Source organism: Sporomusaceae bacterium (assembly GCA_031460455.1).
Classification (GTDB): domain Bacteria; phylum Bacillota; class Negativicutes; order Sporomusales; family UBA7701; genus Anaeroselena.
In genome coordinates this window covers 80,124-103,633 of sequence record JAVKTQ010000011.1, presented here as the reverse complement: position 1 = coordinate 103,633, position 23,510 = coordinate 80,124, and the positions used below count along the sequence as shown (strand labels likewise).

The 23,510-nt window shown below is 60.9% G+C and carries 20 protein-coding genes; 11 read left to right on the top strand and 9 right to left on the bottom strand.

The genetic code is table 11. From position 1 onward, the window contains the following. Positions 1-69: 69 nt before the first annotated feature. The 3 genes from RIN56_15340 (at position 70) to RIN56_15330 (ending at position 3,531) form a co-directional block, all read left to right on the top strand. A complete protein-coding gene (locus tag RIN56_15340) occupies positions 70-1,311 on the top strand; it encodes an aminotransferase class I/II-fold pyridoxal phosphate-dependent enzyme (GenBank protein ID MDR7868170.1) in 1,242 nt (413 codons plus the stop codon). A 94-nt stretch (positions 1,312-1,405) separates the two neighbouring features. After that, positions 1,406-1,597 carry a hypothetical protein gene (locus tag RIN56_15335; GenBank protein ID MDR7868169.1) on the top strand — a complete coding sequence of 64 codons (192 nt, stop codon included), beginning with the start codon at positions 1,406-1,408 and terminating at the stop codon, positions 1,595-1,597. A gap of 329 nt (positions 1,598-1,926) precedes the next feature. Then, a complete protein-coding gene (locus tag RIN56_15330; protein MDR7868168.1) occupies positions 1,927-3,531 on the top strand; it encodes a nucleoside kinase in 1,605 nt (534 codons plus the stop codon). A gap of 42 nt (positions 3,532-3,573) precedes the next feature. Here RIN56_15330 and RIN56_15325 read toward each other — a convergent pair whose 3' ends face one another. The 8 genes from RIN56_15325 to RIN56_15290 form a co-directional block, all read right to left on the bottom strand. After that, on the bottom strand, positions 3,574-4,926 hold the full coding sequence (locus RIN56_15325) for a pyruvate carboxylase subunit B (GenBank protein ID MDR7868167.1): 1,353 nt from the start codon (positions 4,924-4,926) through the stop codon (positions 3,574-3,576). A gap of 86 nt (positions 4,927-5,012) precedes the next feature. Next, positions 5,013-6,401, bottom strand: coding sequence for a [Fe-Fe] hydrogenase large subunit C-terminal domain-containing protein (locus tag RIN56_15320; protein ID MDR7868166.1), 1,389 nt, complete (start codon positions 6,399-6,401; stop codon positions 5,013-5,015). A gap of 409 nt (positions 6,402-6,810) precedes the next feature. Further along, positions 6,811-7,788 carry an ATP-binding cassette domain-containing protein gene (locus RIN56_15315; protein ID MDR7868165.1) on the bottom strand — a complete coding sequence of 326 codons (978 nt, stop codon included), beginning with the start codon at positions 7,786-7,788 and terminating at the stop codon, positions 6,811-6,813. Next, positions 7,785-8,801 carry an ABC transporter ATP-binding protein gene (locus RIN56_15310; GenBank protein MDR7868164.1) on the bottom strand — a complete coding sequence of 339 codons (1,017 nt, stop codon included), beginning with the start codon at positions 8,799-8,801 and terminating at the stop codon, positions 7,785-7,787. Before RIN56_15310 ends, RIN56_15315 begins: the two co-directional genes overlap by 4 nt. Before the next feature lie 16 nt (positions 8,802-8,817). Next, positions 8,818-9,726, bottom strand: a complete 909-nt coding sequence (locus RIN56_15305; protein ID MDR7868163.1) for an ABC transporter permease — start codon at positions 9,724-9,726, stop codon at positions 8,818-8,820. Positions 9,727-9,728: 2 nt separating this feature from the next. Then, entirely contained in the window at positions 9,729-10,661 is a 933-nt protein-coding gene (locus RIN56_15300) for an ABC transporter permease (protein ID MDR7868162.1), read from the bottom strand. Between the two features lie 156 nt (positions 10,662-10,817). After that, positions 10,818-12,416: a peptide ABC transporter substrate-binding protein gene (locus RIN56_15295; GenBank protein ID MDR7868161.1), complete on the bottom strand. Its 1,599-nt coding sequence runs from the start codon at positions 12,414-12,416 to the stop codon at positions 10,818-10,820. Positions 12,417-12,548: 132 nt separating this feature from the next. Continuing rightward, the gene (locus RIN56_15290) at positions 12,549-14,921 is read right to left on the bottom strand and encodes a diguanylate cyclase (protein MDR7868160.1); all 2,373 of its coding nucleotides are present in this window, start codon (positions 14,919-14,921) and stop codon (positions 12,549-12,551) included. 104 nt (positions 14,922-15,025) lie between these two features. Between RIN56_15290 and RIN56_15285 the strand changes: the two genes are divergently transcribed. Further along, positions 15,026-15,262, top strand: a complete 237-nt coding sequence (locus RIN56_15285) for a hypothetical protein (protein ID MDR7868159.1) — start codon at positions 15,026-15,028, stop codon at positions 15,260-15,262. 89 nt (positions 15,263-15,351) lie between these two features. Next, positions 15,352-15,741 (top strand): DUF1540 domain-containing protein, encoded by a 390-nt coding sequence (locus RIN56_15280; protein MDR7868158.1) that lies wholly within the window; start codon positions 15,352-15,354, stop codon positions 15,739-15,741. A gap of 156 nt (positions 15,742-15,897) precedes the next feature. On the opposite strand, the gene RIN56_15275 is transcribed toward RIN56_15280, so the two are convergent. After that, a complete protein-coding gene (locus RIN56_15275; protein MDR7868157.1) occupies positions 15,898-16,107 on the bottom strand; it encodes a DUF896 domain-containing protein in 210 nt (69 codons plus the stop codon). 98 nt (positions 16,108-16,205) lie between these two features. Here RIN56_15275 and RIN56_15270 point away from each other — a divergent pair, with 98 nt between their 5' ends. The 6 genes from RIN56_15270 (at position 16,206) to RIN56_15245 (ending at position 23,510) form a co-directional block, all read left to right on the top strand. Further along, entirely contained in the window at positions 16,206-17,114 is a 909-nt protein-coding gene (locus RIN56_15270; GenBank protein MDR7868156.1) for an FAD-dependent oxidoreductase, read from the top strand. Between the two features lie 257 nt (positions 17,115-17,371). Then, on the top strand, positions 17,372-18,217 hold the full coding sequence (locus RIN56_15265; protein MDR7868155.1) for a xanthine dehydrogenase family protein subunit M: 846 nt from the start codon (positions 17,372-17,374) through the stop codon (positions 18,215-18,217). Then, positions 18,214-18,687 carry a (2Fe-2S)-binding protein gene (locus RIN56_15260; protein MDR7868154.1) on the top strand — a complete coding sequence of 158 codons (474 nt, stop codon included), beginning with the start codon at positions 18,214-18,216 and terminating at the stop codon, positions 18,685-18,687. Before RIN56_15265 ends, RIN56_15260 begins: the two co-directional genes overlap by 4 nt. Continuing rightward, entirely contained in the window at positions 18,680-21,091 is a 2,412-nt protein-coding gene (locus RIN56_15255; GenBank protein ID MDR7868153.1) for a xanthine dehydrogenase family protein molybdopterin-binding subunit, read from the top strand. Before RIN56_15260 ends, RIN56_15255 begins: the two co-directional genes overlap by 8 nt. Before the next feature lie 72 nt (positions 21,092-21,163). Further along, the gene (gene uraA, locus RIN56_15250; protein ID MDR7868152.1) at positions 21,164-22,489 is read left to right on the top strand and encodes a uracil permease; all 1,326 of its coding nucleotides are present in this window, start codon (positions 21,164-21,166) and stop codon (positions 22,487-22,489) included. 127 nt (positions 22,490-22,616) lie between these two features. Further along, positions 22,617-23,510: a DUF2877 domain-containing protein gene (locus tag RIN56_15245; protein ID MDR7868151.1), complete on the top strand. Its 894-nt coding sequence runs from the start codon at positions 22,617-22,619 to the stop codon at positions 23,508-23,510.

Below are 23,510 nucleotides of genomic sequence, written 5' to 3'. Positions count from 1 at the left end.
GCTAACGTGCCAAACGTTAAGATAATATTGGCAAAAAACATACTGTGACTGATTGAGGAGGAAAATAATATGCCTTACGGTATCGCTGCATCCCACATGGCCGGCAAAGCGGCCACCGACAAAATCTTCGGCGCGGCGGCCGCCGCCAACGCCGCCAAAGCCAAAATCGGCAAAGAGAACGTAGTTGACGCTACAATCGGGGTATTGCTCGACAACAGCGAAAAACTCGTCATCCTGCCCACCGTTGAAAAAGTTTACAAAAGCCTGCCGATGACGGAGCTTGTCCCCTACGCTCCCATCGCCGGTATCCCCGATTTCCTCGACAAGGTCCAGGTGGCCGCATTCGGCGACAATCGCCCCGAAGCTTACACCAAGGCCGTCTCCACTTCCGGCGGCTCGGGCGCCATCCACCACACCATCTGGAACTACTCCGAGGTTGGCGACACCGTTCTCACCACCGACTGGTACTGGGACCCATACAGCGTTCTGTCCGACGCGCTGATGCGCAAACTTGACACCTTCTCCCTGTTCGACGCCGGCAACAAATTCAACGTCAAATCATTCGAAAGCAAAGTTACCGAACTGCTGGCCAAACAGAACAACATCGTCATCCTGCTCAACACCCCGGCCCACAACCCGGTAGGCTACAGCCTCGACAGCGCCGAGTGGGACCAGGTGCTGGCCGTTCTCAAGAACGCCAAGAAAGACAAGAAAATCACCCTATTCGTCGACGCTGCCTATATCGATTTCGCCGGCGAGAAGAACGCGAGCAGGGCCTTTATGAAGAAATTCGGCGGCCTGCCGGAAAATATTCTCGTAATTATCGGTTACAGCATGTCCAAAGGCTACACCGTCTACGGAATGCGGACAGGGGCAATGATCGGCATATCCGCCAGCCAGGACGTCATCAACGAATTTGCCAATGTCAACCAGTACCTCAGCCGGGCCACCTGGTCGAACATCAACCGCGGCGGTCAGCACCTTCTCAGCGCCATCTACAAGGACGACACCCTCCAAGCGGAACTGGAAAAAGAGCGGGCCGCCTATTACCAGATGATCGCCGAGCGGGCAAACCTCTTCACCGCCGAAGCCAAAGAAGCCAAACTCAACATGCTCCCGTACATCGCCGGCTTCTTTCTGTCCATCCCGGCCCAAAACCCGGACGCAGTCTGCACCAGGCTGCACGCCGACAACATCTTCGCCGTACCGCTCGCTAAAGGCGTGCGCATAGCCGTTTGCGCCCTCCCGTCCGGCAAAATCAAGGGTATGCCGACCAAGATCGCGCGGGCCATGCTCGAGGCGGACAAATAAAAACACCCAGGAAGCCGGACGGGCAGTCCGGCTTCCTTTTTTTCCCGCATGAGAGAAGAGGCTGCTTTGGCAATACTATCGCCAAAGGAGGCTGATGATATCCGTGGGACAGTATCACGAAAACTGGATCGACGACACCCCCCTGGAATTTCCGCGGACCGGTTTCTGGATCGTCCACCTTTTCGGTGCGGTGATGCTCTTCATCCTCGGTATGCGCTTCGCCGTCCACCGCGCGCCGCTGTCGATCATGGCCTACCGCTTTATGCGCATGCTCAGGCAACGTTAACAGGGCGGGATGAGGAGGAGTGAACAAGAGTTCACTCCTCCTCACGTAAGGCCGAAAAAAGGAGATTATGCTGCCGTTATCTGGCGTTTTTGGCACTAATCCTATATACTATTTTACAAGGAAAGTATTTATCGGCAGCCGCTTGTGCGCCCAGCCAAGATCCCCGGCGAATAAATAGCGGCAGGATGTATAGAATGGTTATTAGGTTGCAGTTGCAGAATACCGGGCGGTCGGCGAGCGCCTCGTAAAGGCGCGGCCCCGCCTGATCGGAGGGGGACTCATTGGTTACAGTCCAAATTGGCGATACCAGCCGCGAGTACGATGCAGGCATGACGTTGCTGGACGTCAGCCGGGACGTGGCTCACCTTTTTACCTCGCCCATCGTCGCGGCGAATATCGACAACGACGTCAAGGATTTGCAGACCGCCGTCAGGGACGGCGGTCGGGTATCTTTCCTCGACCTAACCAGCGAGGAGGGGATGCGCGTATACCGCCGCAGCCTGTCCTTCGTCCTCGTCGTAGCGGCCCGCGACCTTTTCCCCGCCGCCGAAGTTACCGTTGAACACTCGCTCGGCAAAGGGCTTTACTGCGAACTCCATCTCGACCGCGAATTGACCGCGGAAGATATCGGCCGCCTCCAGGAGCGCATGCGCCGGATCGTCGACGAGAACCGGCCGTTTGTCCGCCAAAGCATGCTGCGCGCCGACGCCATTGCCCTCTTCAAGGCGTCGGGCCAAACCGACAAAGTCAAACTGCTCAGCCAACTGCAACGCGAACTTGTGAGCGTGTACTACTGCGGCGACGAGTATGATTATTTTTACGGGACGATGGTGCCGGGCACCGGTTATCTGAAGATATTCGAGCTGAGATACCATCCGCCCGGTTTTATCCTGCGCTTCCCGGAGAAGGACGCCCCCGCGGTCCTGCCGCCGTACGTCGGGCAGCCTAAACTGTTCAAAGTGTTCCAGGAAGCCGAGCAATGGGGAAAAATCCTCCGCTGCCCATATGTGGCCAATCTCAACGAATACGTCGAACAGGGCCAGGCAGCCGAGATCATCCGCATCGCCGAAGCCCTGCACGAAAAGAAACTCGCCCAAATCGCCGACTACATCAGCTCACACACCAGCGATGTGCGGGTTATCCTGGTCGCCGGGCCTTCCTCGTCCGGCAAAACCACCTTCGCCCAGCGCCTCAACGTGCAGCTGAGGGTCAACGGCGTCAGGCCCGTGCCCATCTCCCTCGACGACTACTTCGTCGACCGCGACCATACGCCCCGGGACGAGAAGGGCGACTACGACTTTGAAGCCATTGAAGCCATTGACCTGGAGCTCTTTAACGAGCATCTTGTAAGGCTCCTGCGGGGCGAACTGGTCAAAATGCCCACTTACAACTTCATGTCCGGCCAGCGGGAGTACCGCGGCCGCCGCATCCAGCTCGAACCCGACCAGCCCCTCATCATCGAGGGCATTCACGGCCTCAATGAGCGCCTGACCCGCGCGGTGCCGCGGGAAAACAAAATAAAAATTTATATCAGTGCCCTCACCCAGCTTTCGATCGACAACCATAACCGCATCCCCACAACCGACACGCGGCTCATCCGCCGGATCGTGCGCGACAGTCAGTTCCGCGCTCACGACGCGCTCAAGACACTGGAAGTATGGCCCTCGGTAAGGCGGGGCGAAGAGCGCAACATATTCCCCTTTCAAGAAGATGCCGACATCATGTTCAACTCGGCCCTGATCTACGAGTTGGGGGTACTGCGCAACTGTGCCGAAGGACTGCTGCAGCAGATCGGCCCCGAAAGCCCGATGTATTCGGAAGCCAAACGGCTCCTGAACTTCCTGCGTTACTTCACCCCCCTGTCGGAAGAAGACATCCCGGCCAATTCGATACTTAGGGAATTCGTCGGCAAAAGCTGCTTCTACAACCCATAACAAAACCCCCTGGCGCCACGGCCAGGGGGTTTTGCTTGTTACTTACTTGCGGTTGGCTTCGAAGAACTTCAGCGCCACGTCCGGGAAGACGGCGTACGACAGCACATCTTCAATCGAGGCATTGGGGTAGCCCTTTTCGGCCAGGGCCTGCTTGAGGCCTTCAAGCTGCGGCGGGATGTCGTCAGCCGGGCGGTGGGTGATGATCTCCTCATTTTGGAGGATGATATCGGCCACCTCCTTGGAGATCGGCGCCGGGGTGCGGCCGTACTTGCCGCGGGCCAGGTCCTTGACCTCGCGGGGCACGTTCTTGTATTTGCCCATGATGACGTTGAAGGCTGCCATCGAGCCGACGATCTGGCTGGTGGGGGTAACGAGGGGCGGGTAGCCGAGATCGGCGCGCACTTTGGGCATCTCCTCGATCAGCTCGGGATACTTGTCGGCCATGCCCATTTCCTTCAACTGGTTGAGCAGGTTCGACATCATGCCGCCGGGGATCTGGAAGGACAGCACCTTTGTGTCGATATCGATGGCGGTGTTGAGCTTGAAAGTCTCGGCCAACTGCTTCTTAACGCCGCGGAAATGGTCGGCGATGGGGTACATGGCTTCCTTCTTGAGGCCGGTGTCGCGTTCGTGACCCTCGAAAGCGGCCACGATCGCCTCGGTGGCCGGCTGGGCAGTGCCGAGAGCAAAGGGGGACAGCGAGCAGTCGACGATGTCGACGCCGGCTTCGGCGGCCTTGAGGTAGGCCATCGATGCCATACCGCTCGTGTAGTGGCTGTGCAGGTGGATGGGGATGCTGATCTGGGCTTTGAGGGCCTTGATCAGTTCGAAGGTAGTGTAAGGCGCCAGCAGGCCGGCCATATCCTTGATACAGATGGAGTCGGCGCCGAGGTCGACAAGGTCTTTGGCCACTTTAACGAAATTGTTGTTGTCGTGGAAGGGGCTTATCGTGTACACGAAGGCCCCTTGGACGTGAGCTCCGGACTGTTTGGCGGCCCGCATCGCCGCTTCCAGATTGCGGACATCGTTAAGCGCGTCGAATATGCGCATGACACCCACGCCGTTGTCGACGGCCCGCTTGACGAATTCCGTTACGACATCGTCGGCGTAGTGGTTGTAGCCGAGAACATTCTGGCCCCTGAGCAGCATCTGCAGGGGAGTCTTCTTCAGGTATTTTTTGATGGTGCGCAGGCGCTCCCAGGGATCCTCGTTTAGGAAACGCAGGCAACTGTCGAACGTTGCGCCGCCCCATGACTCCAGCGAGAAATAGCCAATCTCGTCCAGCTGCTCCAGCGCCGGAATCATATCCGACGTGCGCATGCGGGTGGCGGCCAGCGACTGGTGGCCGTCACGCAAGACTGTTTCGCAGATCTTTAAAGGATTCTTATTAGCCAAAATACTGCCTCCCTTGAAAAAAAGTCCGCAATAAACTAATTCTACCCTATTATTTGCCAGCGTGCAATCGACCGGGCATGTATACATTAAGTGCGGTCGAGCTTGCGCGCCAGCAGAGTAGCGATGGGCCCCTCCCCGGTTAACGAGGGAGTAGCGGTCTCGTGGCTCAACCGCGCGAGGAGGGAATACACCTGGGGATTCTCCGGGGGGATATGGCTGACCGAGGTCTCAGAATAGGCGTTGACATGGCGGGCGCCCTCCTCAGGCGGCAGAATGCGCCCCGGTCCGCCGACACAGCCGCCCTTGCAGGCCATGCCTTCGACAAAGTTAGCCGCGAAATCGCCCCCCTTCAACTCCTCAAGCATTTTTTGGCAGTCGGGGATGCCGTCGACCTGGCGGGCTACGAATTTTTCCGCCCGCCTGGGGATGAGCTTGGCGAGGGTGGCGGCCACGGCAGCGCTTACGCCGCCGGTGCGGCCATAAACCCGGCCGCCCCACGACGCCTGGGCATTCTCTTCGTCAGGCTGGTCGGCGGGGTCGATGCCTGTGGCCTCAAAGATAGCGGTAAGCTCCTGGAAGGTGAGGACGAAGTCGACGGCCCCGCTGAGACCAGGGAGGGCGGCTTCCGATTTCTTGGCGACGCAGGGACCGATAAAGACAACATTGGCGTCTGGCTCGAACGCTTTGATGACCCGCGCTGAGGCCACCATCGGCGAAACGGACGGGGAAATGTGGGCCAGGAGCTCGGGGAACCGGTTTTCGATGAGCTTTATCCACACGGGGCAGCAGCAACTGGTGATGAGAAAGTCCTGTTCCGTCTGCACATGCTCGTCATACTCGAAGCATTCCTTCATCGTGATGAGGTCGGCATAGAGAGCGGTCTCCACCATCTCGGCAAAGCCGATCTTCAGCAGAGCCGACCGCAGCTTGCCGGCGGTGACTGCCGGGCCGAACTGGCCGGCAAAGGCGGGGGCGACCGAAGCGTATACCGGCCTGTCGTTCTGCCGGAGGAGATTGATGAGGGGAACGAAATTGGACTTCTCGGCCAGCGCGCCGAAAGAGCACGCTTCCACGCAATGGCCCTCGCCGAGGCACCGCTCGTGGTCGATCCGCACCCGGTCAAAATCGTCGCGGCTGATGGCGCCTACCGGGCAGACGCGCTGGCAGTTCCGGTCTTCAGCGGCGCAGCTCTGGCAGGCGCCGGGGTTGGCGATGACAAACGGCTCGCTGGCCATGCCCATCAGGGCTTCGGCGTCATGGTCGCCGATGACGGTATCGCTGTCGTGGGGGTCGAGGCCCATGGCGATGCGGATCTGGTTGGCAACCTGGCGGCGGGTGATCCGATCGGAGAACTCGGCGTGAACCATGCGGCAGATATCCTCGCGCCGCTCGAAAAGCTTGCCTTCCCAGGCAGCCTTGGCAACCTGGTAGAGGATGCGGGGTCTGATATTGAGGGCGGTGGAGCTTGTAGGCATTTTAATCACCTCGGCATAAGCGATTTGTAGTATTATTAGTTTATTTATGCCAAGCTTACTCTTTTTCCTGTTTTTTTCCGTGGCTCCGTAGCGGCAATATAAGAGAGGCTCGATTAGTGAAAGCGTGTTGATACCGTTGATATCAACACGCTTTTCCCGTAGCCGTATCAGCTTTCTTTCCTCATGACGCCAAGGATACAAACCTGGAAGGCTGCTGGCCAAACCGAAACGGTTACGGGTCAAGCGAATTGAATAATGTATACGTGTATACAAAAATTATGCCACAGATTCAAATGGAAAGTCAACGAAAATATTCCAAAATTCAGAATACGACACAGATCATCACCTGCCGGCCGGCAAAAAAACAACCGCGGCTTTTATGCGCGGTTGCAGCGTTATTACGGGGCGGCTAGCCGTTGACGAGATGGCAAGCCACGAAATGGTCGCCGCGGGCGAGTAAAGGCGGGACATCGCGCCGGCAGCGGTCGAAGACCCAGGGGCAGCGGGTATGGAATTTGCATCCGGGCGGTGGATTGAGGGGACTGGGGACATCGCCGCCGAGGATGACGCGGCAACGTTTTTTTTCCACCAGCGGGTCGGGGATTGGTATGGCCGACAGGAGCGCCTGGGTATATGGATGCTGCGGGTTGGTATAAAGCTCGTCGACCGGAGCGATCTCCGCCAGCGTGCCGAGGTACATGACGGCTACGCGCCTGCTTATGTGCCTTATCATCGAAAGGTCGTGGGCGACGAAAAGGTAAGTGAGACCGTACTGGGCCTGCAGATCCTGCAGCAGGTTGACAACCTGAGCCTGGATCGACACGTCGAGGGCGGAGATGGGCTCGTCGCAGACAAGAAACTCCGGCCCGGCGGCAAGCGCCCGCGCGATGCCCACCCGTTGGCGCTGACCGCCGCTGAATTCGTGCGGAAAACGGTTGGCATGTTCGGGGCTGAGGCCGACCTGACCGAGCAGGTGCATAATACGCTCCCGGCGTTCGGCGCCGGCGGCAAGGCCGTGGATATCAAGCGGCTCGCCGACGATGTCGCCGACCGTCATGCGGGGGTTAAGCGAGGCGTAGGGATCCTGGAAGATCATCTGGATGCGGCGGCGATATTGGGCGCCTTCCGGGCCTGCCAGGGCGGCGTGAACATCCTGTCCGCGGAAGAGGACCTCGCCGGCGCTGGGAGTATAGAGGCCCACAAGGGTGCGGGCGACAGTCGACTTGCCGCAGCCGGTTTCGCCCACAAGGCCGAGTGTTTCTCCGGCGGCGACAGAGAAGCTGACATCTTCGACTGCCTTGACAGTCGCGCGGGGTTTGCCCAACAGGGTGCGGGCGGTGACAAAAAATTTGCTGAGGTTTTTTACTTCGATCGATGGGGCGCTCATGCGGGCAGAACCTCCTTTACCGCCCTGGCGGGCAGTGTCCGGGGGCATTCGGAGTGGTTGAGCCAGCAGCGGCTAAGGTGATCTGGCCCGGCCGCGATGAGGGGCGGCGCTTCTTCGCAGACCTTCATGGCGAAGCGGCAGCGGGGCGCGAAGGCGCAGCCAGCCGGCGGAGCCAGCAGGTCGGGCGGCTGGCCGTCGATCGACGTGAGGCGCGAGCGGGCGGCGTCAAGCCGGGGCACCGAGTCGAGCAGACCGAGGGTATAAGGGTGGCGGGGCTGGGCGTAGAGCGCGGCGACCGGGGCGGACTCCACGATCTGGCCGGCGTACATGACGAGGACCCGTTCGCAAAGGCCGGCGACCACGCCGAGGTCGTGGGAGATGAGGATGATGGCTGTGCCCAGCTCGCTGTTGAGCTTTTTCATCAGATCGATTATCTGGGCCTGGATGGTGACGTCAAGAGCGGTGGTCGGTTCATCGGCGATCAGGATGCGGGGATTCATGGCCAGAGCCATCGCGATCATGACCCGCTGGCGCATGCCGCCGCTGAGGTGGTGCGGGTACTGGCCCAGCCGCACCTCCGGGGCGGGGATGCCCACCAGCCGGAGCATGGCCACGGATCGCTCGGCGGCCTCTGCGCCGCTCAGCCGCTGATGGGTTGTGAAGCACTCGGCAAGCTGGTTGCCAACGGTCAGCACCGGATTGAGCGAAGTCATCGGATCCTGGAAAATCATGCTGATGGCGTTGCCTCTCAGCTTGCAGAGCGCCTTCTCGTCCATTTCGGCAATGTCTTCGCCGGCAAACAGGATGCGGCCGGCGGTAATCTCCCCTGGCGGCGTCGGGATGAGTCCCAGCAGCGAATTGGCGGTGACGCTCTTGCCGCAGCCCGACTCGCCCACGATGCCGATAATCTCCCCTGCGGACAGGGTGAAGCTGATGTCGCGGACGGCCTGGACGGTGCCGGCGTAAGTATGGAATTTGACGGTCAGGTTTTCAACGCTGAGGAGCGGCTGCATCTTGGCACCTCCGGCATTATTTGCGCATCCGCGGGTCGAGGGCGTCGCGCAGCCCGTCGCCGAGGAAGTTGAAAGCCAGCATGGTCACGCTGATGGCCAGCGCCGGGTAAAGAAGCTGGAAAGGATAGGAGCGCAGGCCGGCGAGGCTTTCCGACGCCAGCACGCCCCAACTGGCCATGGGGGCGGAAACGCCGAGGCCGATGAAACTGAGAAAGGCTTCGGTAAAAATTGCCTCCGGGATGGAGAGGGTAAGGGTGACGATAATCGGCCCCATGCTGTTGGGGACAAGGTGGCGGAGGATTATCCGCCGCGACCCGGCCCCTACCAGGCGGGCGGCCAGCACGTATTCCTGTTCTTTTATCGCCAGCACCTGGCCGCGGACGATGCGGGCCATGCCCAGCCAGTAGACCAGGCCGAGGGCGATGAAGATGTTGGTCAGACCGGGTTTGAGGACGACCATCAGCAAGATAACGAACAGCAGCAGCGGGATGCCGTACAGGATATCGACAAGGCGCATCATCACACTGTCCACCCGGCCGCCGAAGTAGCCGGATACGCCGCCGTAGACGACGCCGATCGTCAGATTGATAAGGCTGGCGACGATGCCGATGGACAGCGAGATGCGGGCGCCGTAAAGCACGCGGGTGAAAAGATCGCGACCGAGGTTGTCGGTGCCGAACCAGTGCTGCGCGGAGGGAGGCTGATTGGCGTCGGCCAGCACCTGATCGGAATAGGAGTAGGGTGAAAAGAGGGGGCCAACGGCGGCCATCAGAGCGATGAACACGATAACGGCAAGGCCGGCCATGGCCAGCTTATTTTTCTGGAGGCGGCGCCAGGCGTCCTGCCAGTAGGTGGTATTCGGACGGGTGGGATCGGCTATGGCCGCGGCGGTGTTCACGGGGGTAAAGTCGGGCGCGGTTGGCACGGCTATTCCCCCTTTCCGCCGCCGAGCTTGATGCGGGGGTCAAGCCAGGCGTAGGCTATGTCCACGAGAAAGTTGAGAATAACGAGCAAGGTGCTGTAAAAAATGGTGATACCGAGAATCACGGTGTAATCGCGGTTATAGATGCTGGTAACGAAATGGCGGCCGAGCCCCGGAATGGCAAAGATCGATTCGATAACGAAGCTGCCGGTCAGAATGGCGGCTATCAGCGGACCGAGATAAGTGACGACCGGGATGAGGGCGTTTTTCAGGGCGTGGCGCCAGACGACGACGAACGAAGTCAGGCCTTTGGCGCGGGCGGTGCGGATAAAATCGAGGCCCAGCACCTCCAGCATGCTCGACCGGGTGAGGCGGGCGATAAAAGCCATCGGGAAAGCGGCCAGGGCCAGCGCCGGCAGGACGACATACTCCGGGCCGCCCCACATGGCGGCGGGGAAGAGTTCGAGCTTAAGGGCGAAGACGTAGATGAAGAGTGTGGCGAGGATAAAGCCGGGCACCGAGATGCCGATGGTGGCGGCGAACATGCACAGGTAATCCGGCCAGCGATTCTGGCGGAGCGCGGCCATTGCCCCCATCGGGATGCCGCAGGCCAGCGCGATAGCCACGGCGGTCAGGCCCAGCTCTGCCGAAACCGGGAAGCTTTCGGCGATTATATCGTTTACGGTCCGGGCTTCATATTTGAAGGAGGGCCCCAGGTCGCCGCGCGCGACATTGGCGAGATAGTCGGTGTACTGTTTGAAGAGGGGATCGTTGAGATGATAGCGCTCATTGAGGTTTTTAAGCACCGCTTCCGGCAGGTTTTTCTCGGCGGTGAAGGGGCCGCCGGGGATGGCATGCATCAACAAGAAGGTGGCGGTGGTGATTATGAACAGCACTAGCAGCATCGACACGAAGCGGCTGACGGTATACTGCAGCAAAGCGGCTGACCTCCTCTTGCAGTTATCTATTACCTTGTTCTCTGTCAGCGCCGATTATCCTCGTGACTGGGCGACATGTATTTTATGTCATACCGCCGGGTCACGAGGGAAAAAAGATGCCACGCCTTTACCGGCGTGGCATCAGTCGGGTCATTTTTATTCCACATAAGCTTCCTTGAAGAAATAGAGGCCGGTGATTGAGCGGACGTACCCTTTGACGTTCGGTTTGACGAGGACGGCGTTGGTGTAGTAGTAAACGGGAGCGATAACGGCTTCATCCATGAAGATTTTCTCCGCCTCATGCATGAGCCGCATCCGAAGCCCCTGGTCGTTCGTCTCCTTGGCCCGCTTGATCAGGTCGTCGAATGCGGGATTTTTGTACTGCGAATCGTTGGTCCCGCTGTCGGAAACAAACATGTCGAGGAAGGTCATCGGGTCGAGATAATCTCCCGTCCAGCCGTGGCGGGCCACTTGATAGTCGCCCTTGGCGCGGGCGTTGATGAACACCTTCCACTCCTGGTTGGCCAGTTGCACGTTGACGCCCAGATTCTTGCGCCACATCTCCTGGACCGACTCCGCAATCGCTTTGTGGCCTTCGCTGGTGTTATAGATGAGCGTCACGGGCGGCAGTCCCTTGCCGTCGGGATAGCCCGCCTCGGCAAGCAGTCGTTTGGCGGCGGCAACATCGTTGTCGGCGAAGAAATCGCCGCCCGCCTTCCGGAAATCGGTCCCCGGCGCGGCGTCGGCCAGGCCGGGCGGGACCCAGGCGAGGGCCGGCTTCTGTCCGCCGCGGGTGACATTCTGAACGATCGCCCCGCGGTCGATAGCAAGGGCGAAAGCCTTGCGGACCTTGACGTTGTCGAACGGCGGCTTTGTGACGTTGAAGCTGAAGAAATAGGTGGCTAGCAGCGGTTCGAACCTGAGCTTGCCCTCCTTGAGCAGACGGGGGATATCGCTGGCAGGCACGTTGCCGCCCAGATCGATCTGGTTGTTTTCAAACATATTCAATTCGGTTGTGGCGCTGTCGGTAAGGACGAACTCCATTTTCGCCATCTTGACCTTGGCCGCGTCCCAATAGTGTTCGTTCTTGGCGAACTCGATCTTGCTGTTGTGAACCCAGCCGGTTACCTTGAATGGGCCGTTGCCGATCAGCGTCTTGGGGTCGCTGGCCCACTTGTCGTTGGCGGCGGCGGTCTTACTGTGAACCGGGTAATAGGTATGGAAGGCGGTAAGGGTCAGGAAGTAGGGGGTGGGCTTCTCCAGCGTAACCCTGAGGGTGCGGTCGTCGAGCGCCTTAACGCCGACGCTGACCGCCTCGGCTTGCCCCTTGTTGTATTTTTCGCCGTTCCTGAGGTAATAGAGCTGATAGGCGTACTTGGCGCCGAAGGAGGGAGCGAGAGTCGATTTCCAGGCATATTCGAAGTCGTGGGCGGTCACAGGGTCGCCGTTCGACCATTTGGCGTTGGTGCGCAGAATGAAGGTATAGGTGAGACCGTCGGGGGACACATCCCACTTCTCGGCCACGGCCGCCGCGGGCGCGTCCTTGGCGTTAAGCACCGTCAGCCCCTCGAAAATTTGCGCCTCGATGATCGCCTCCGGCGAGCCTGTAGACTTGCGGGGATCGATGGTCTCCGGCTCGGTGCCAGCCGAGTAGCGCAGATATTTGCCGCCAGGCTTGGTCGCTGTGGCGCAGCCGGCGACTGCCGCCGCGGCCAGGGCAAGGATTAGTGTCAGGATCATTATCTTGTTGCGCAACTTGATTCCCCCTACCCGGACTTTTCCTCTAGTATTCTCTGGCTGTCGGTTTTTCCCTCCTTGGAAAATACGGCCGCCCCGCGCAAAGGTCGCAGGCTGTAACCCTGCGACCCCAACAACCTTGCGCCTGTATCACACCAGAGGCGTGCTAACCACTTTGTTCCTGCCGCCCTGCTTCGCCTGATAAAGGGCGCTGTCGGCGACGGCGATGAAGCCTGCGGCGTCGGGCGGCGCAGCGTTCACGGCAGGATCGTAGGTCGCCACCCCCAGGCTGGCGGTTATGCGGGCGGTGAAAGTGCCGGCATTGTCGGGGAAGGCGCCTGTCTCAACTGTCCGCCTGATCTTCTCGGCCAGGGCGGTGGCCTCGGTGGCGCAGCATTCCGGCAGGATGACGGAAAATTCCTCGCCGCCGTAACGGGCCGGAAAATCGATCGTCCTGGTATTCTGGCGAAGGATGTCGCCCAACTGGGCCAGCAGCTTGTCGCCGGTAGGGTGGCCGTAAGTGTCGTTGTAGGTCTTGAACTTGTCGAGGTCAAGCATAATGAGGCTCAGAGGCCGTTTCAGGGTGGAGGCCCGCCGCAGTTCGGCGTCCAGGAACATATCGAAGTTACGGCGGTTGGCCAGACCGGTAAGACCGTCAGACAGGGCCATAGCCTTCACCTGGTTATACAGGCTGGCCTTCTCCAGTCCGAGGGCAATTTGTTGCGCCATCAGGGTGGCGAAGGGGCTGCGTTCGAATCTCTCCGTATTGACGCGCCGCCGCCAGCCGAGCAGTATGAGGCCGAGCAGCCGGTTGTTTACCGGCAGGGGCATCACCATGACCGGCCCCGTAGCGTTATCACCGCACAACCCTTTTAGCGGCGGCGAATCTCCCGAGGGCAACATTACCGGGGTCATGGTGGCGACGAGCGTCGCCAGTTCAGGATAAGCGCCCAGATCGATATCTGCCGGCCGGAAGCTCAGCCCCGCGGCTGCTTTAAAGACCAGCGTTTCATTTGTTTGGCCGCCGGCGAGAAAAGCAAGCGCGAAATCGGCGTCGAGAGCCTGGGCGGCGAAGGGCAGGCACTGCTCGAGAATAGTATCCGGATCTACCGTCGTCGCGGACGCCTGCGCAATCCTGTACAGGTATTGTTCCTCATCGAGACGGGTTTTGGTTTGTTCGTGGAGAGTAGCGCCGGCCACCGCCGCGCCGGCGTGATAGCCGAGCGCCTTGAGCAGAAGCACGTCGCGCGGGGTAAAAGCGCCTTTTTCGCTTGAGTAGGCCTCGACAACGCCGATTATCTCGTGATCGTTGACCAGCGGGGCGGCGATGACGGACCGGATGCTGGTAAACACCAACTGCGGCCGGAAAAGCTCGGGCTGGAGCAACAAATCGTCGACGGTGAGGGCGGTCTGCGTTTCGCACACCTGCGCGGCCACACTGTTCTTGAGCGGCAGATAATCCGGCGGCGTGTTCATGCCGTAAGTTGCCGCCACCTTCAGGATCGAGCGGTCCTCGTTGAAGAGGGCGATGGTGCACTGCCGGGCCCGCAACATGCCTGCGACCATATCGGCGATAGCATCGAGAGTCTCGCGCAAATTGAGCTGTGAAGAAATTATCATCCCCACGTTGGCGAGGATATCTTCGAACATATTGCGCTGTTCCTCCGACTCCCGGAACAGCCGGGCGTTGTTCTCCGCCAGCCGTTCCATATCCTCCTTCAACGTCATGGCGTCCGCGAACGGCTGGCGGATAAGGACGACGTGCAAGGTTCGCAGGATGTAGAGATTGGCGAGAGCGGCAAAAAGATGCGCGGCGATATTGAGGCTTTCCGGGGAATGGCCGGCCACCGCGAAGCTCAGATCGGCCAGCGCCCCGAACAGCACTGCGGTATGCGGCAGAACGCCCACATTATTAGTCGGCCTGCTGAGAAGAATAATAAATGTCGCCATGTTCGCTGCGCCGGAGACGTAGGGGCTATAAACCGCCACCGGGTGGTCGGGGCTGTCGATATTGTAGAGGTAGGGCCAGAAGTCGGGGGCGATAAAAATGTCGGCCACTAGGCCGCCGACGGCCACCAGAGTGCCGCACAGGAGAGACCCTCCGGAAGCAAGCTGGCAGGTGATACCGTTGCGGTCGGGCAAAGTGACGGCGGCCAACAGGCCGAAAGACCACACAAGTCTTGAAAACAGCCAGGCTGTCACCCATACGTGGGTAGAATCCACGCCCACAAGCGGCAACCTCGGGTACGCGATCAGGTGGACAAGGGTGAGGATGACCGAACTGAGGACCACCAGACTCACGACGGCCACGCCGATACGAATTGGGCCGTTGCTGTACCAGGCGATGAAAAAAACGACACAGCCGAAGGCGATGCTGCTCACTTCAAGAACGGTGTGCAGCCCGATTACCCGCGGAGCTTCCAGCGTGAGCGACGTCAGTCCCCCGAAGATCAGAAAACCGAACAGTCCTGCGGCGATAAACAAGATGGCCCGTCTGGCGCCGACGGGGCTGGAAGTTTGCATGGCCAATACGATACCCTCCTTTGAAGAAAAAGTTTACGATAATCTCCTTCTGTTATTATGATATGCGGCCAATGATCTCTGGGTTTGGCGGAGGGGGCTCTGAAGTGGAGAAAGTTTGCCCGGTATGTAACGGCCTCACGGAGGTAGCGGCGAGGTGTCCGCGTTGCGGCCGGTCGCTGGCCGACGGCGGGGCGCTGGAAAATTATTTCGGGCCGTACAGTCCCTACATGGATGCGACATCCCTGCAGCAAGGCGCACCGGATACCCAATGCGTGCACCTGATCTACTGTCCGGGATGCGGATACGACGTCCGGACGGCGTGGGAACTGGTGACAGTATGAGCGGATTTTCCCGGCCGGACGTTTTGCGCGACTGATGGATAAAGTCGCTGTCGGCGTCGAAAACTATCAAAAAAGAAAGAGGTGATTTTGTGTCAACAGTCAATCCTCTCGTCAAATGCAGCGTTGATCAGTGCACGCACTGGATGCCGGGCGATCAGTGCATGGCGGCGAAAATCGCCATATACAACGATGAAAGGGGCGGAGCCTCGCGCTCGTCGGCCGAAACCCAGTGCAAATCCTTCCATGCCGGCAAGGGAGTCGGCGACTATGTCGGGGCGCTCCACAACGCCAACGTGGGCGGCACGGTAAAGGCCGCCTTCGTCGAGGGCACGCAGATCACGCCATCGGTAGAATGCTACGTGGACAGCTGCCAACACTGGGATAAGGGCAACTACTGCCACGCGTCCACCATTGAGGTCAATGGCCCGCATGCGGCGAAAACGGTCGACACCGACTGCGAGACATTCAAACCGCGGTGAAAAAGAGCCGGGACATCAGTCCCGGCTCTTTTTAGCCGATTTTCCCACAGTATGTCTTAACTCTGCCGCGACCGCTGGCGATGGCGAAGGTCGGCGGCCACTCTTTCGCGTTTTCGCCCCGGCGGGCATATGATAGAGAAGGGGGGGCGGCTGTGCTCAGTGCTTGTGATGGCAGCCGCAGTCACAGCCCTCAGAGTGGGGGGGCTTGACCGCGTCGTCGAGTGCGGCCTTGACCTGGCCCTTGACGTGATCGATGTAAAGGCGGCGGAGCTTGGCCTGCTCCTCCTTTTCGGGTTCGGTCAGAGTCCCCTCGCGTTGCTTGCGGGCCAACTCGTTGATGCGGGCAATTACTTCCGGAGTAATCACAGCTGTTCACCTCGGTATTACCAAATCATGTCTAATACTAACAAATTCTCGGCTGGCGCGCAAGCCGCAGGCCGAAGCGACACAGGCGGTGAGAGATTATGCGCGATCTGATAATAATCGGCGGCGGACCGGCCGGGATGACAGCCGCGGTGTACGCCGCCCGCAAAATGCTGGACACCCTGCTGCTCACGAAGGATCTCGGCGGACAAATGATGTGGACGCGGGAAATAGAAAATTACCTCGGTTTTCAGTACATCAGCGGGCCGGAACTGATCGGCAAATTCGAAGAACACGTCAAACGCTATCCGGCCAATATCGTATACGAAGAAGTAACCAGGCTGGAGCGGTCAGGCGACGGCGCCTTCCTCGTACGCTGCGGCGACATTGAATATCGGGCCAAAACGGTGATAATCGCCTCCGGCAAGCGTCCCCGGAGGCTCGGCGTGCCGGGAGAGATTGAATACACCGGGCGCGGGGTAGGCTACTGCGCCACCTGTGACGGACCGCTGTACGCCGGCAAGGCGGTAGCGGTGGTGGGGGGCGGCAACTCAGCCCTGCAGGCCGCCATCGAACTTGCCGCGATCGCCAGCGAGGTAGTCCTGGTGGTGCGGGGACGGTTCAAGGCCGACCCGGTCGTCGTCGGGAAACTGGAGGCGAGCAGAAAGGTCGAGGTACTGCGGGGCTATGTCGCGCGTAGCATCTACGGCGGAGATACGGTCGAAAAATTCGTGGTGGCGGCCTGCGACGACGGAAGGGAAAGGGAACTGGCTGTCCAGGGAATCTTTGTCGAGATCGGCCTCGACCCCAATACCGAATTCGCCGCTGGCGTTGCCGACTTAAACGAGTATAAGGAAATCGAGGTGGACTGCCGCACGGCGACCGCCGTGCCGGGCCTATTCGCCGCTGGGGACGTGGCCAGCGGGCCCGACAAACAAATCATCATCGCCGCCGGCGACGGCGCAAAAGCGGCTCTGGTGGCGTACGAATACCTGCTACACAACTATTAACGTAAAAAGCTTAAGACATCCTGACGCGTCCCGCCGGGCGCGTTTTTTCCTTTAAACTGCCCTTGAACAGCAGGATTTTTTTCTCCCGTTTCCGAATACCAATATATTGTATGGACTAACTTCATATCGCACTGTCAATGTTGACATCTTGGGTATACTCACTACAAAATCGCAGCCTTGTTCCGAGGCTGCTTTTTGTGGAAGGTATTGCATAAATATAATTTATTTTGTATATTTATTCTAAAGAAGGTGATGGCATGTTCGAATACCATGAGCCGCAATCGCTGGCCGAGGTCACTTCGCTTCTCGCCGCTCACGGCGAGACGGCTCGCGTGCTGGCCGGCGGGACAGACCTCCTGGTGCAGATGCGCAAGGGTCGCCACCAGCCACGCCACCTGCTGAATATCAAAACCGTTCCCGGACTCGATCAGATAAACGTCGCCGAAGATTGTGTGGAAATCGGCGCGGCGGTGACGCTCAACGACGGGGAAAAGTATCTGTCGGCCTACCCCGAATACGGTGTGCTCTGCCAGGCTATGCACAGCGTGGCCTCCTGCCAGATCCGCAACCGGGCGACCCTGGCCGGCAACGTTTGCAACGCCTCGCCGGCGGCCGACACCGTGCCGGCGCTGGTCGTACTGGGCGCCAATATCAAAATCCACGGCACCCATGGCGACCGCCTCGTGCCGGTGGAACGTTTCCTCACCGGGCCTGGCCGCACCGTTCTCCTCATCGGCGAGGTGGTGAGCGCCATAGTGCTGCCGCGGATGAACGGCGGGGGCGGCAGAGGCGTTTTCCTGCGCAAAGCCCGCCGACCGTCGCTCGATCTGGCGACCGCCAGCGTCGCCGTATACGCCGCGGGCGGCAGCTGTCGCATCGCCCTTGGCGCGGTGGGGCCGACCGTTATCCGCGTCCGCGAGGCCGAGCGCCTGCTCGCAAACAAGGGCTTCACGGCAGCCACCGCGGCCGAAGCAGCCCGCCTTGCCCGGCTGGCGGCCAGGCCGATAACCGATGTGCGCGGTTCGGACGAATACCGCCTCGAACTGGTGTCCGCCCTGACCGAGCAGGCGCTGCTGACACTGACGGAGGAGGTGAGGGCGTGAAGACAGTAACCCTGACAGTTAACGGACAGTCCGAGAAACTCACCCTCGCACCCCACCGCACGCTGCTCGATATACTGCGCGAGGATCTCGGCCTCACAGGCGCCAAGCGCGGCTGCGAAGCCGGGGAGTGCGGCGCCTGCACCGTCATCTTGAACGGCAAGCCGGTCAACTCCTGCCTCGTGCTGGCCGTGGAGCTCGACGGCGCCGAAGTGCTGACCGTTGAAGGCCTCGGCGGTCCGGAAGGGCTCGACCCGCTGCAGCAGGCTTTTGTCGACAACTTCGCCCTCCAGTGCGGCTACTGCACCCCGGGGATGATTCTCATGGGCAAGGCGCTGCTCGCCCAGAATCCCCGCCCCAGCGAGGCCGAGGTCAAGGAATTCATCAGCGGCAACCTCTGCCGCTGCACCGGTTACGAGAATATCGTCAAAGCTATCATGGCCGTTGCCGCGGGAGGTGAGCGCCATGGCTGAGCACCGGGTACTCGGGAAAAGCGTGCCGCGCCAGGACGCGGTCGATAAGGTCACCGGTGCGGCGCGGTTCGTTGACGACATCCAGTTCGGCCCCTCGCTGCTCCACGCCAAAATACTCCGCAGCCCCCACCCGCACGCGCGCATTCTCGCCATCGACACCGCCGAAGCGGCCAAAGTACCGGGCGTCAAGGCCATTGTCACCGGCCGGGACTGCCGGCATTACATCGGGCTCTATCTCGCCGACCGGACAGTCTACGCCACCGACAAAGTCCGCTTCGTCGGCGAGCCGGTCGCGGGCGTAGCCGCCGACAGCATTGAAGCCGCGAACGAAGCGGTAAAACTGATAAAAGTCGAATACGAGCCTCTGCCGGGCGTGTTCGACCCGGTTTCGGGCGCCCTCGGCCGCGATGTCCTGGTGCACGAGACCCCGGCGTCCAGCGACCTGTGGTGGCAGGGCCTGCCCTGCATCACCACCAAAGCGCCCGGGACGCTGCTTCACGAGCACCTCGGCGAGTATACGTGCGCGCCCTTCATCCACCCGGTCCCCGGCACCAATATCTCCAACCACTTCAAACTGCGCAAGGGCGATATAGACAGAGGCTTCGCCGCCGCTGATGTCGTCGTGGAGAACGTCTACACCCTGCCCCATATCCAGCACTCCCAGATAGAGCCCCATGCGGCGGTCGCCCAGGTCGACCGGGCCGGCAAGGTTACGCTGTGGGCTTCCAGCCAGTCGCCCAACGCCGTACGTAAGCTCATCGCCACCGCCTTCGAGTTGCCGATGAGCAAGATCCGCGTCATCACCCCTTACGTCGGCGGCGGCTTCGGCGGCAAGGCCGGGGTGACCTGCGAGGCGCTCGTCGTGCCGCTCGCCATGCGTCTGCCCGGCTATCACGTCAAGCTCACGCTGACCCGCGAGGAGGTCTTCCAGGCCACTTTTGTCCGCCAGGGGCTGGTGGCCAGGCTCAAGACGGGGGCCGACAAGACCGGCCGCCTCGTCGCCCTGGAGGCCGAACTCTTCTGGGACGGCGGCGCATACACCGAGTACGGCGTCAACATCACCCGCAGCGGGGGTTACTGTTCGTCAGGCCCCTACGAGATACCCAATATCAAAACAGATTCCTACTGCGTGTATACCAATCACCCGGTCGGCGGGCCGATGCGCGGCTTCGGCATGCCGGAAATCCACTGGGGGATCGAGCAGCAGATGGATATCCTCGCCGAAAAGCTGGGTATCGATCCGCTGGCTTTCCGGCGCATGAACGCCCTCCGCGAAGGAAGCTTGGGCGCGTTCGGCGGGCCGATGGAAGGGGCGACGCTCGTCGACACCATCGACGCCGTGGCCGCGAAGTGCGGCTGGGGCGGTCCGGTGCCGTCCGCATCCACCGCCCATAAGCTGCGGGGCCGGGGAATAGCCTGCATGTACAAGGCGCCCTCCATGCCGCCCAACGCCCAGTCGTCGGCCATCATCAAGCTCAACGAAGACGGCACCGCCCACGTCCTGACAACCGCCATGGAAATCGGCCAGGGCTCGCTCACCGCCCTCGCCCAGATCGCCGCCGAGGAATTGGGGCTCGCGGCCGACAAAGTTGTCGTTACCCTCCCTGATACCGACTATACTCCCTACGAGTGGCAAACGGTCGCCAGTCGCATCAGCTACTCGGCCGGCAACGCCGTGCTGGCGGCGGCCAGGGACGCCAAGGCCCAATTGCTTGCCGTGGCAGCGCAGGTGCTGGCCATACCGGCGACCGACCTCGTCATCGCAGACGGACAGATATTCCCGCTGGCCAACCCGGCCCGCAAACTGGCGGTCAGCGACATCGCCATGGGTTACCTGCTGCCTGAAGGCGCGATCGGCGGCCCGGTCATCGGCCGGGGGGCGTTCATCCCCGCCGGCATCACCGGCCTCGACAAAGAAACCGGCCAGGGCGACAAACCGGCCGCCTTCTGGACCTACGGCACCCAGGTTGCCGATATCGAGGTCGACGCCAGGACGGGGGAAATAACCGTTCTCAAAGTGACGGCCGCCTATGAGGTCGGCAAAATCATCAACCCTGCCATGTGCAAAGGGCAAGTGCAGGGCGGCATCGTACAGGGCCTGGGGTCGGCGTTGTACGAGCACCTCGTGCTGGTTGACGGAAAGCCCCTCAACAGCGACTTCGTCGATTACAAAATCCCCACCGCCACAGATACCCCGGAAATGGACATCATACTCCTGGAGACGTCGCCCCAGGCCGACGGTCCCTTCGGCGTCAAAGGCATCGCCGAACCGACGATGGTGCCGACCGCCCCGGCCATCGCCAACGCCGTGTATCACGCCACCGGCGTACGCATCTTGGATCTGCCGCTGTCGGCGGAAAAGGTGCTTGCGGCGCTGAAGAAGAAGCAGACACGCGAAAATTGACTTTCGCGTGTTCGCCATGGCCGCCGCCCGGCGGCGGTCAAAAATACATAATAGGAAGGTGCGACTCAAGGTATGGAAAGACGAATCATTCAAGTTGAAGAACGACTGCCCCTCGCCCAGACGATCCCCCTCAGCCTGCAGCACTTATTTGCCATGTTCGGCGCCACCGTCCTCGTCCCGTTCCTATTCAAGGTCGACCCGGCAACCTCCCTGCTGATGAACGGCGTCGGCACCCTCGTCTACCTCTTCTTTTCCAACGGGCGCATCCCGGCCTACCTGGGCTCGAGCTTCGCCTTCATTGCTCCCGTCTTCGCCGTCATGGCGGTGCCCAGCCTGGGAGGATACGCGGCCGCCCAGGGCGGATTCATCATGTTCGGCATATTCTTCGTCATCGTCTCATTCATAATCAGAGTCGCCGGCGTCCGCTGGCTGGACGTCGTCTTCCCGCCGGCCGCCATGGGCGCCATCGTCGCCATCATCGGCCTTGAGCTCGCGCCGGTGGCCACCGAAATGGCCGGCCTCACCGGCAAGCTCATCGAGCAACTCAAGATCCCGTATGCCACCGCCGTCACTGTCTCGATGTTCACCCTCGGCGTCACCATCCTCGGTTCGGTGCTCTTCCGCGGCTTCCTGTCCGTTATCCCCGTTCTCATCGGCGTCATCGCCGGTTATGCCCTGTCGCTGGCGATGGGCATCGTCGACCTCGGCGCGGTCGCGGCAGCTCCCTGGTTCGGCATGCCTACTTTCTACGCCCCGGTATTCAACATCTCCGCCATCCTGATGATCATGCCGGCCTTCCTGGTCGTGCTCGCCGAGCACATCGGCCACCTCGTCGTCACCGGCAACATCGTCGAGCGCGACCTCATAAAAGACCCCGGCCTCCACAAATCGCTCCTCGGCGACGGCATATCCAACATCCTGTCCGGCTTTGCCGGCGCCACCCCCAACACCACCTACGGCGAGAACATCGGCGTCATGGCCATCACCAAGGTCTTCAGCACCTGGGTTATCGCCGGTGCGGCCATCATTGCCATCTGCGTATCCTTCATCGGCAAATTCTCGGCCCTCATCCGCAGCATCCCCGTGCCGGTCATGGGCGGCGTGTGCATCCTGCTGTTCGGCGTCATTGCTGCCGCCGGTATCCGCATGCTCATCGAGAAGAAAGTCGACTACACCAAATCCAAGAACCTTATCCTCACCTCGGTCGTCCTCGTCAGCGGCATAAGCGGCGCCGCCGTCAAATTCGGCACCGTCGAACTCAAGGGCATGGCTCTCGGCACCGTCGTCGCCATCGTCATCAGCCTGGTGTTCGCGCTCTTCGACCAGCTGGGCATATCCAACGACAGCGAGCCGAGCGCACCCACCATTCACGTAGTGGACGAGAAAAACAAGGACTGAATGGCAGCGGCAACTATGAAATCGCGGCTGCTTATTAGCGCTTAAGGGATACAAACAGACGGGCACATTATAACAGCCGTAGAACGCCCGCCTATGCGGGCGTTTCACTCTTGGGAGGCTGAAGTCCTTGCTGGAAGCATTGTCAGTGGACGCGGCGGCCAGAGACGCCCTGTTCGGGCGGCCTTTCCGCGGACGCGTGCACAGCGTATTCGCGAAAGCGGTCAATTTCACCGGCCCCCGTGACAGGCTCTACTCCTTTGTGGCCGAAAATCTCGACGACGCGCCGGGGACGGTAAGGGTCCGGGTTTCGGCGGCAAGATCGCTGGACAACCTAGGCGTAAAGCCGGGTGACGCGGTGGCGACCATTGATGGCGGTCTGGCCTGCGGTCCGGTACCGGTTATTGCCGGGAGGGTGCGGGCCTGGTCGGCGGCTCTGCCGGCTTTCCCGTCCATGCCGGCCGCAAGGCGCTGCCTGGCAGCCAGTCTCGAAATCCTTAAAAACGAGATTATCGCTTCCGGACGGGACGGCGGTCTGAAGGCCTTTATAGCCGGAGATGCCCGCACCATTATGGAACAGCGGCTGGCCGAGCGGGCCGCGGCGTTGGCTGGCGCTCTCGCCGCCGGGCAACTCGACGACGCGCTGGCCGCCGGCAATAGACTGATCGGCTTGGGTACGGGCCTTACACCCTCCGGCGACGACTTCCTCGCCGGAATGATGGTAACTTTCAATATGCCGGCCGGCCCCTTCGGCCGCCGCCACAGGAAAGTCGCCGCCGTCCTGGCGGCCGGCGCGGCAACGGGGACGGTGAGCCGGGCAATGCTGCGGCACGCCGCTCGCGGCCGCACCCGGGCGGGGGTCGTGGCGCTGCTTGAGGCAATGACCGGCCCCGCGTCGCACGACATCGCCGCCGCCGCGCGGCCGGTGCTGCTCAGCGGCGCCGCCTCGGGAACCGACCTTGCGGCAGGTATCGCCGCCGGCCTGGCGGTAGGGCTGGAACTGGCCGGCGAAAGGGAGGAATGA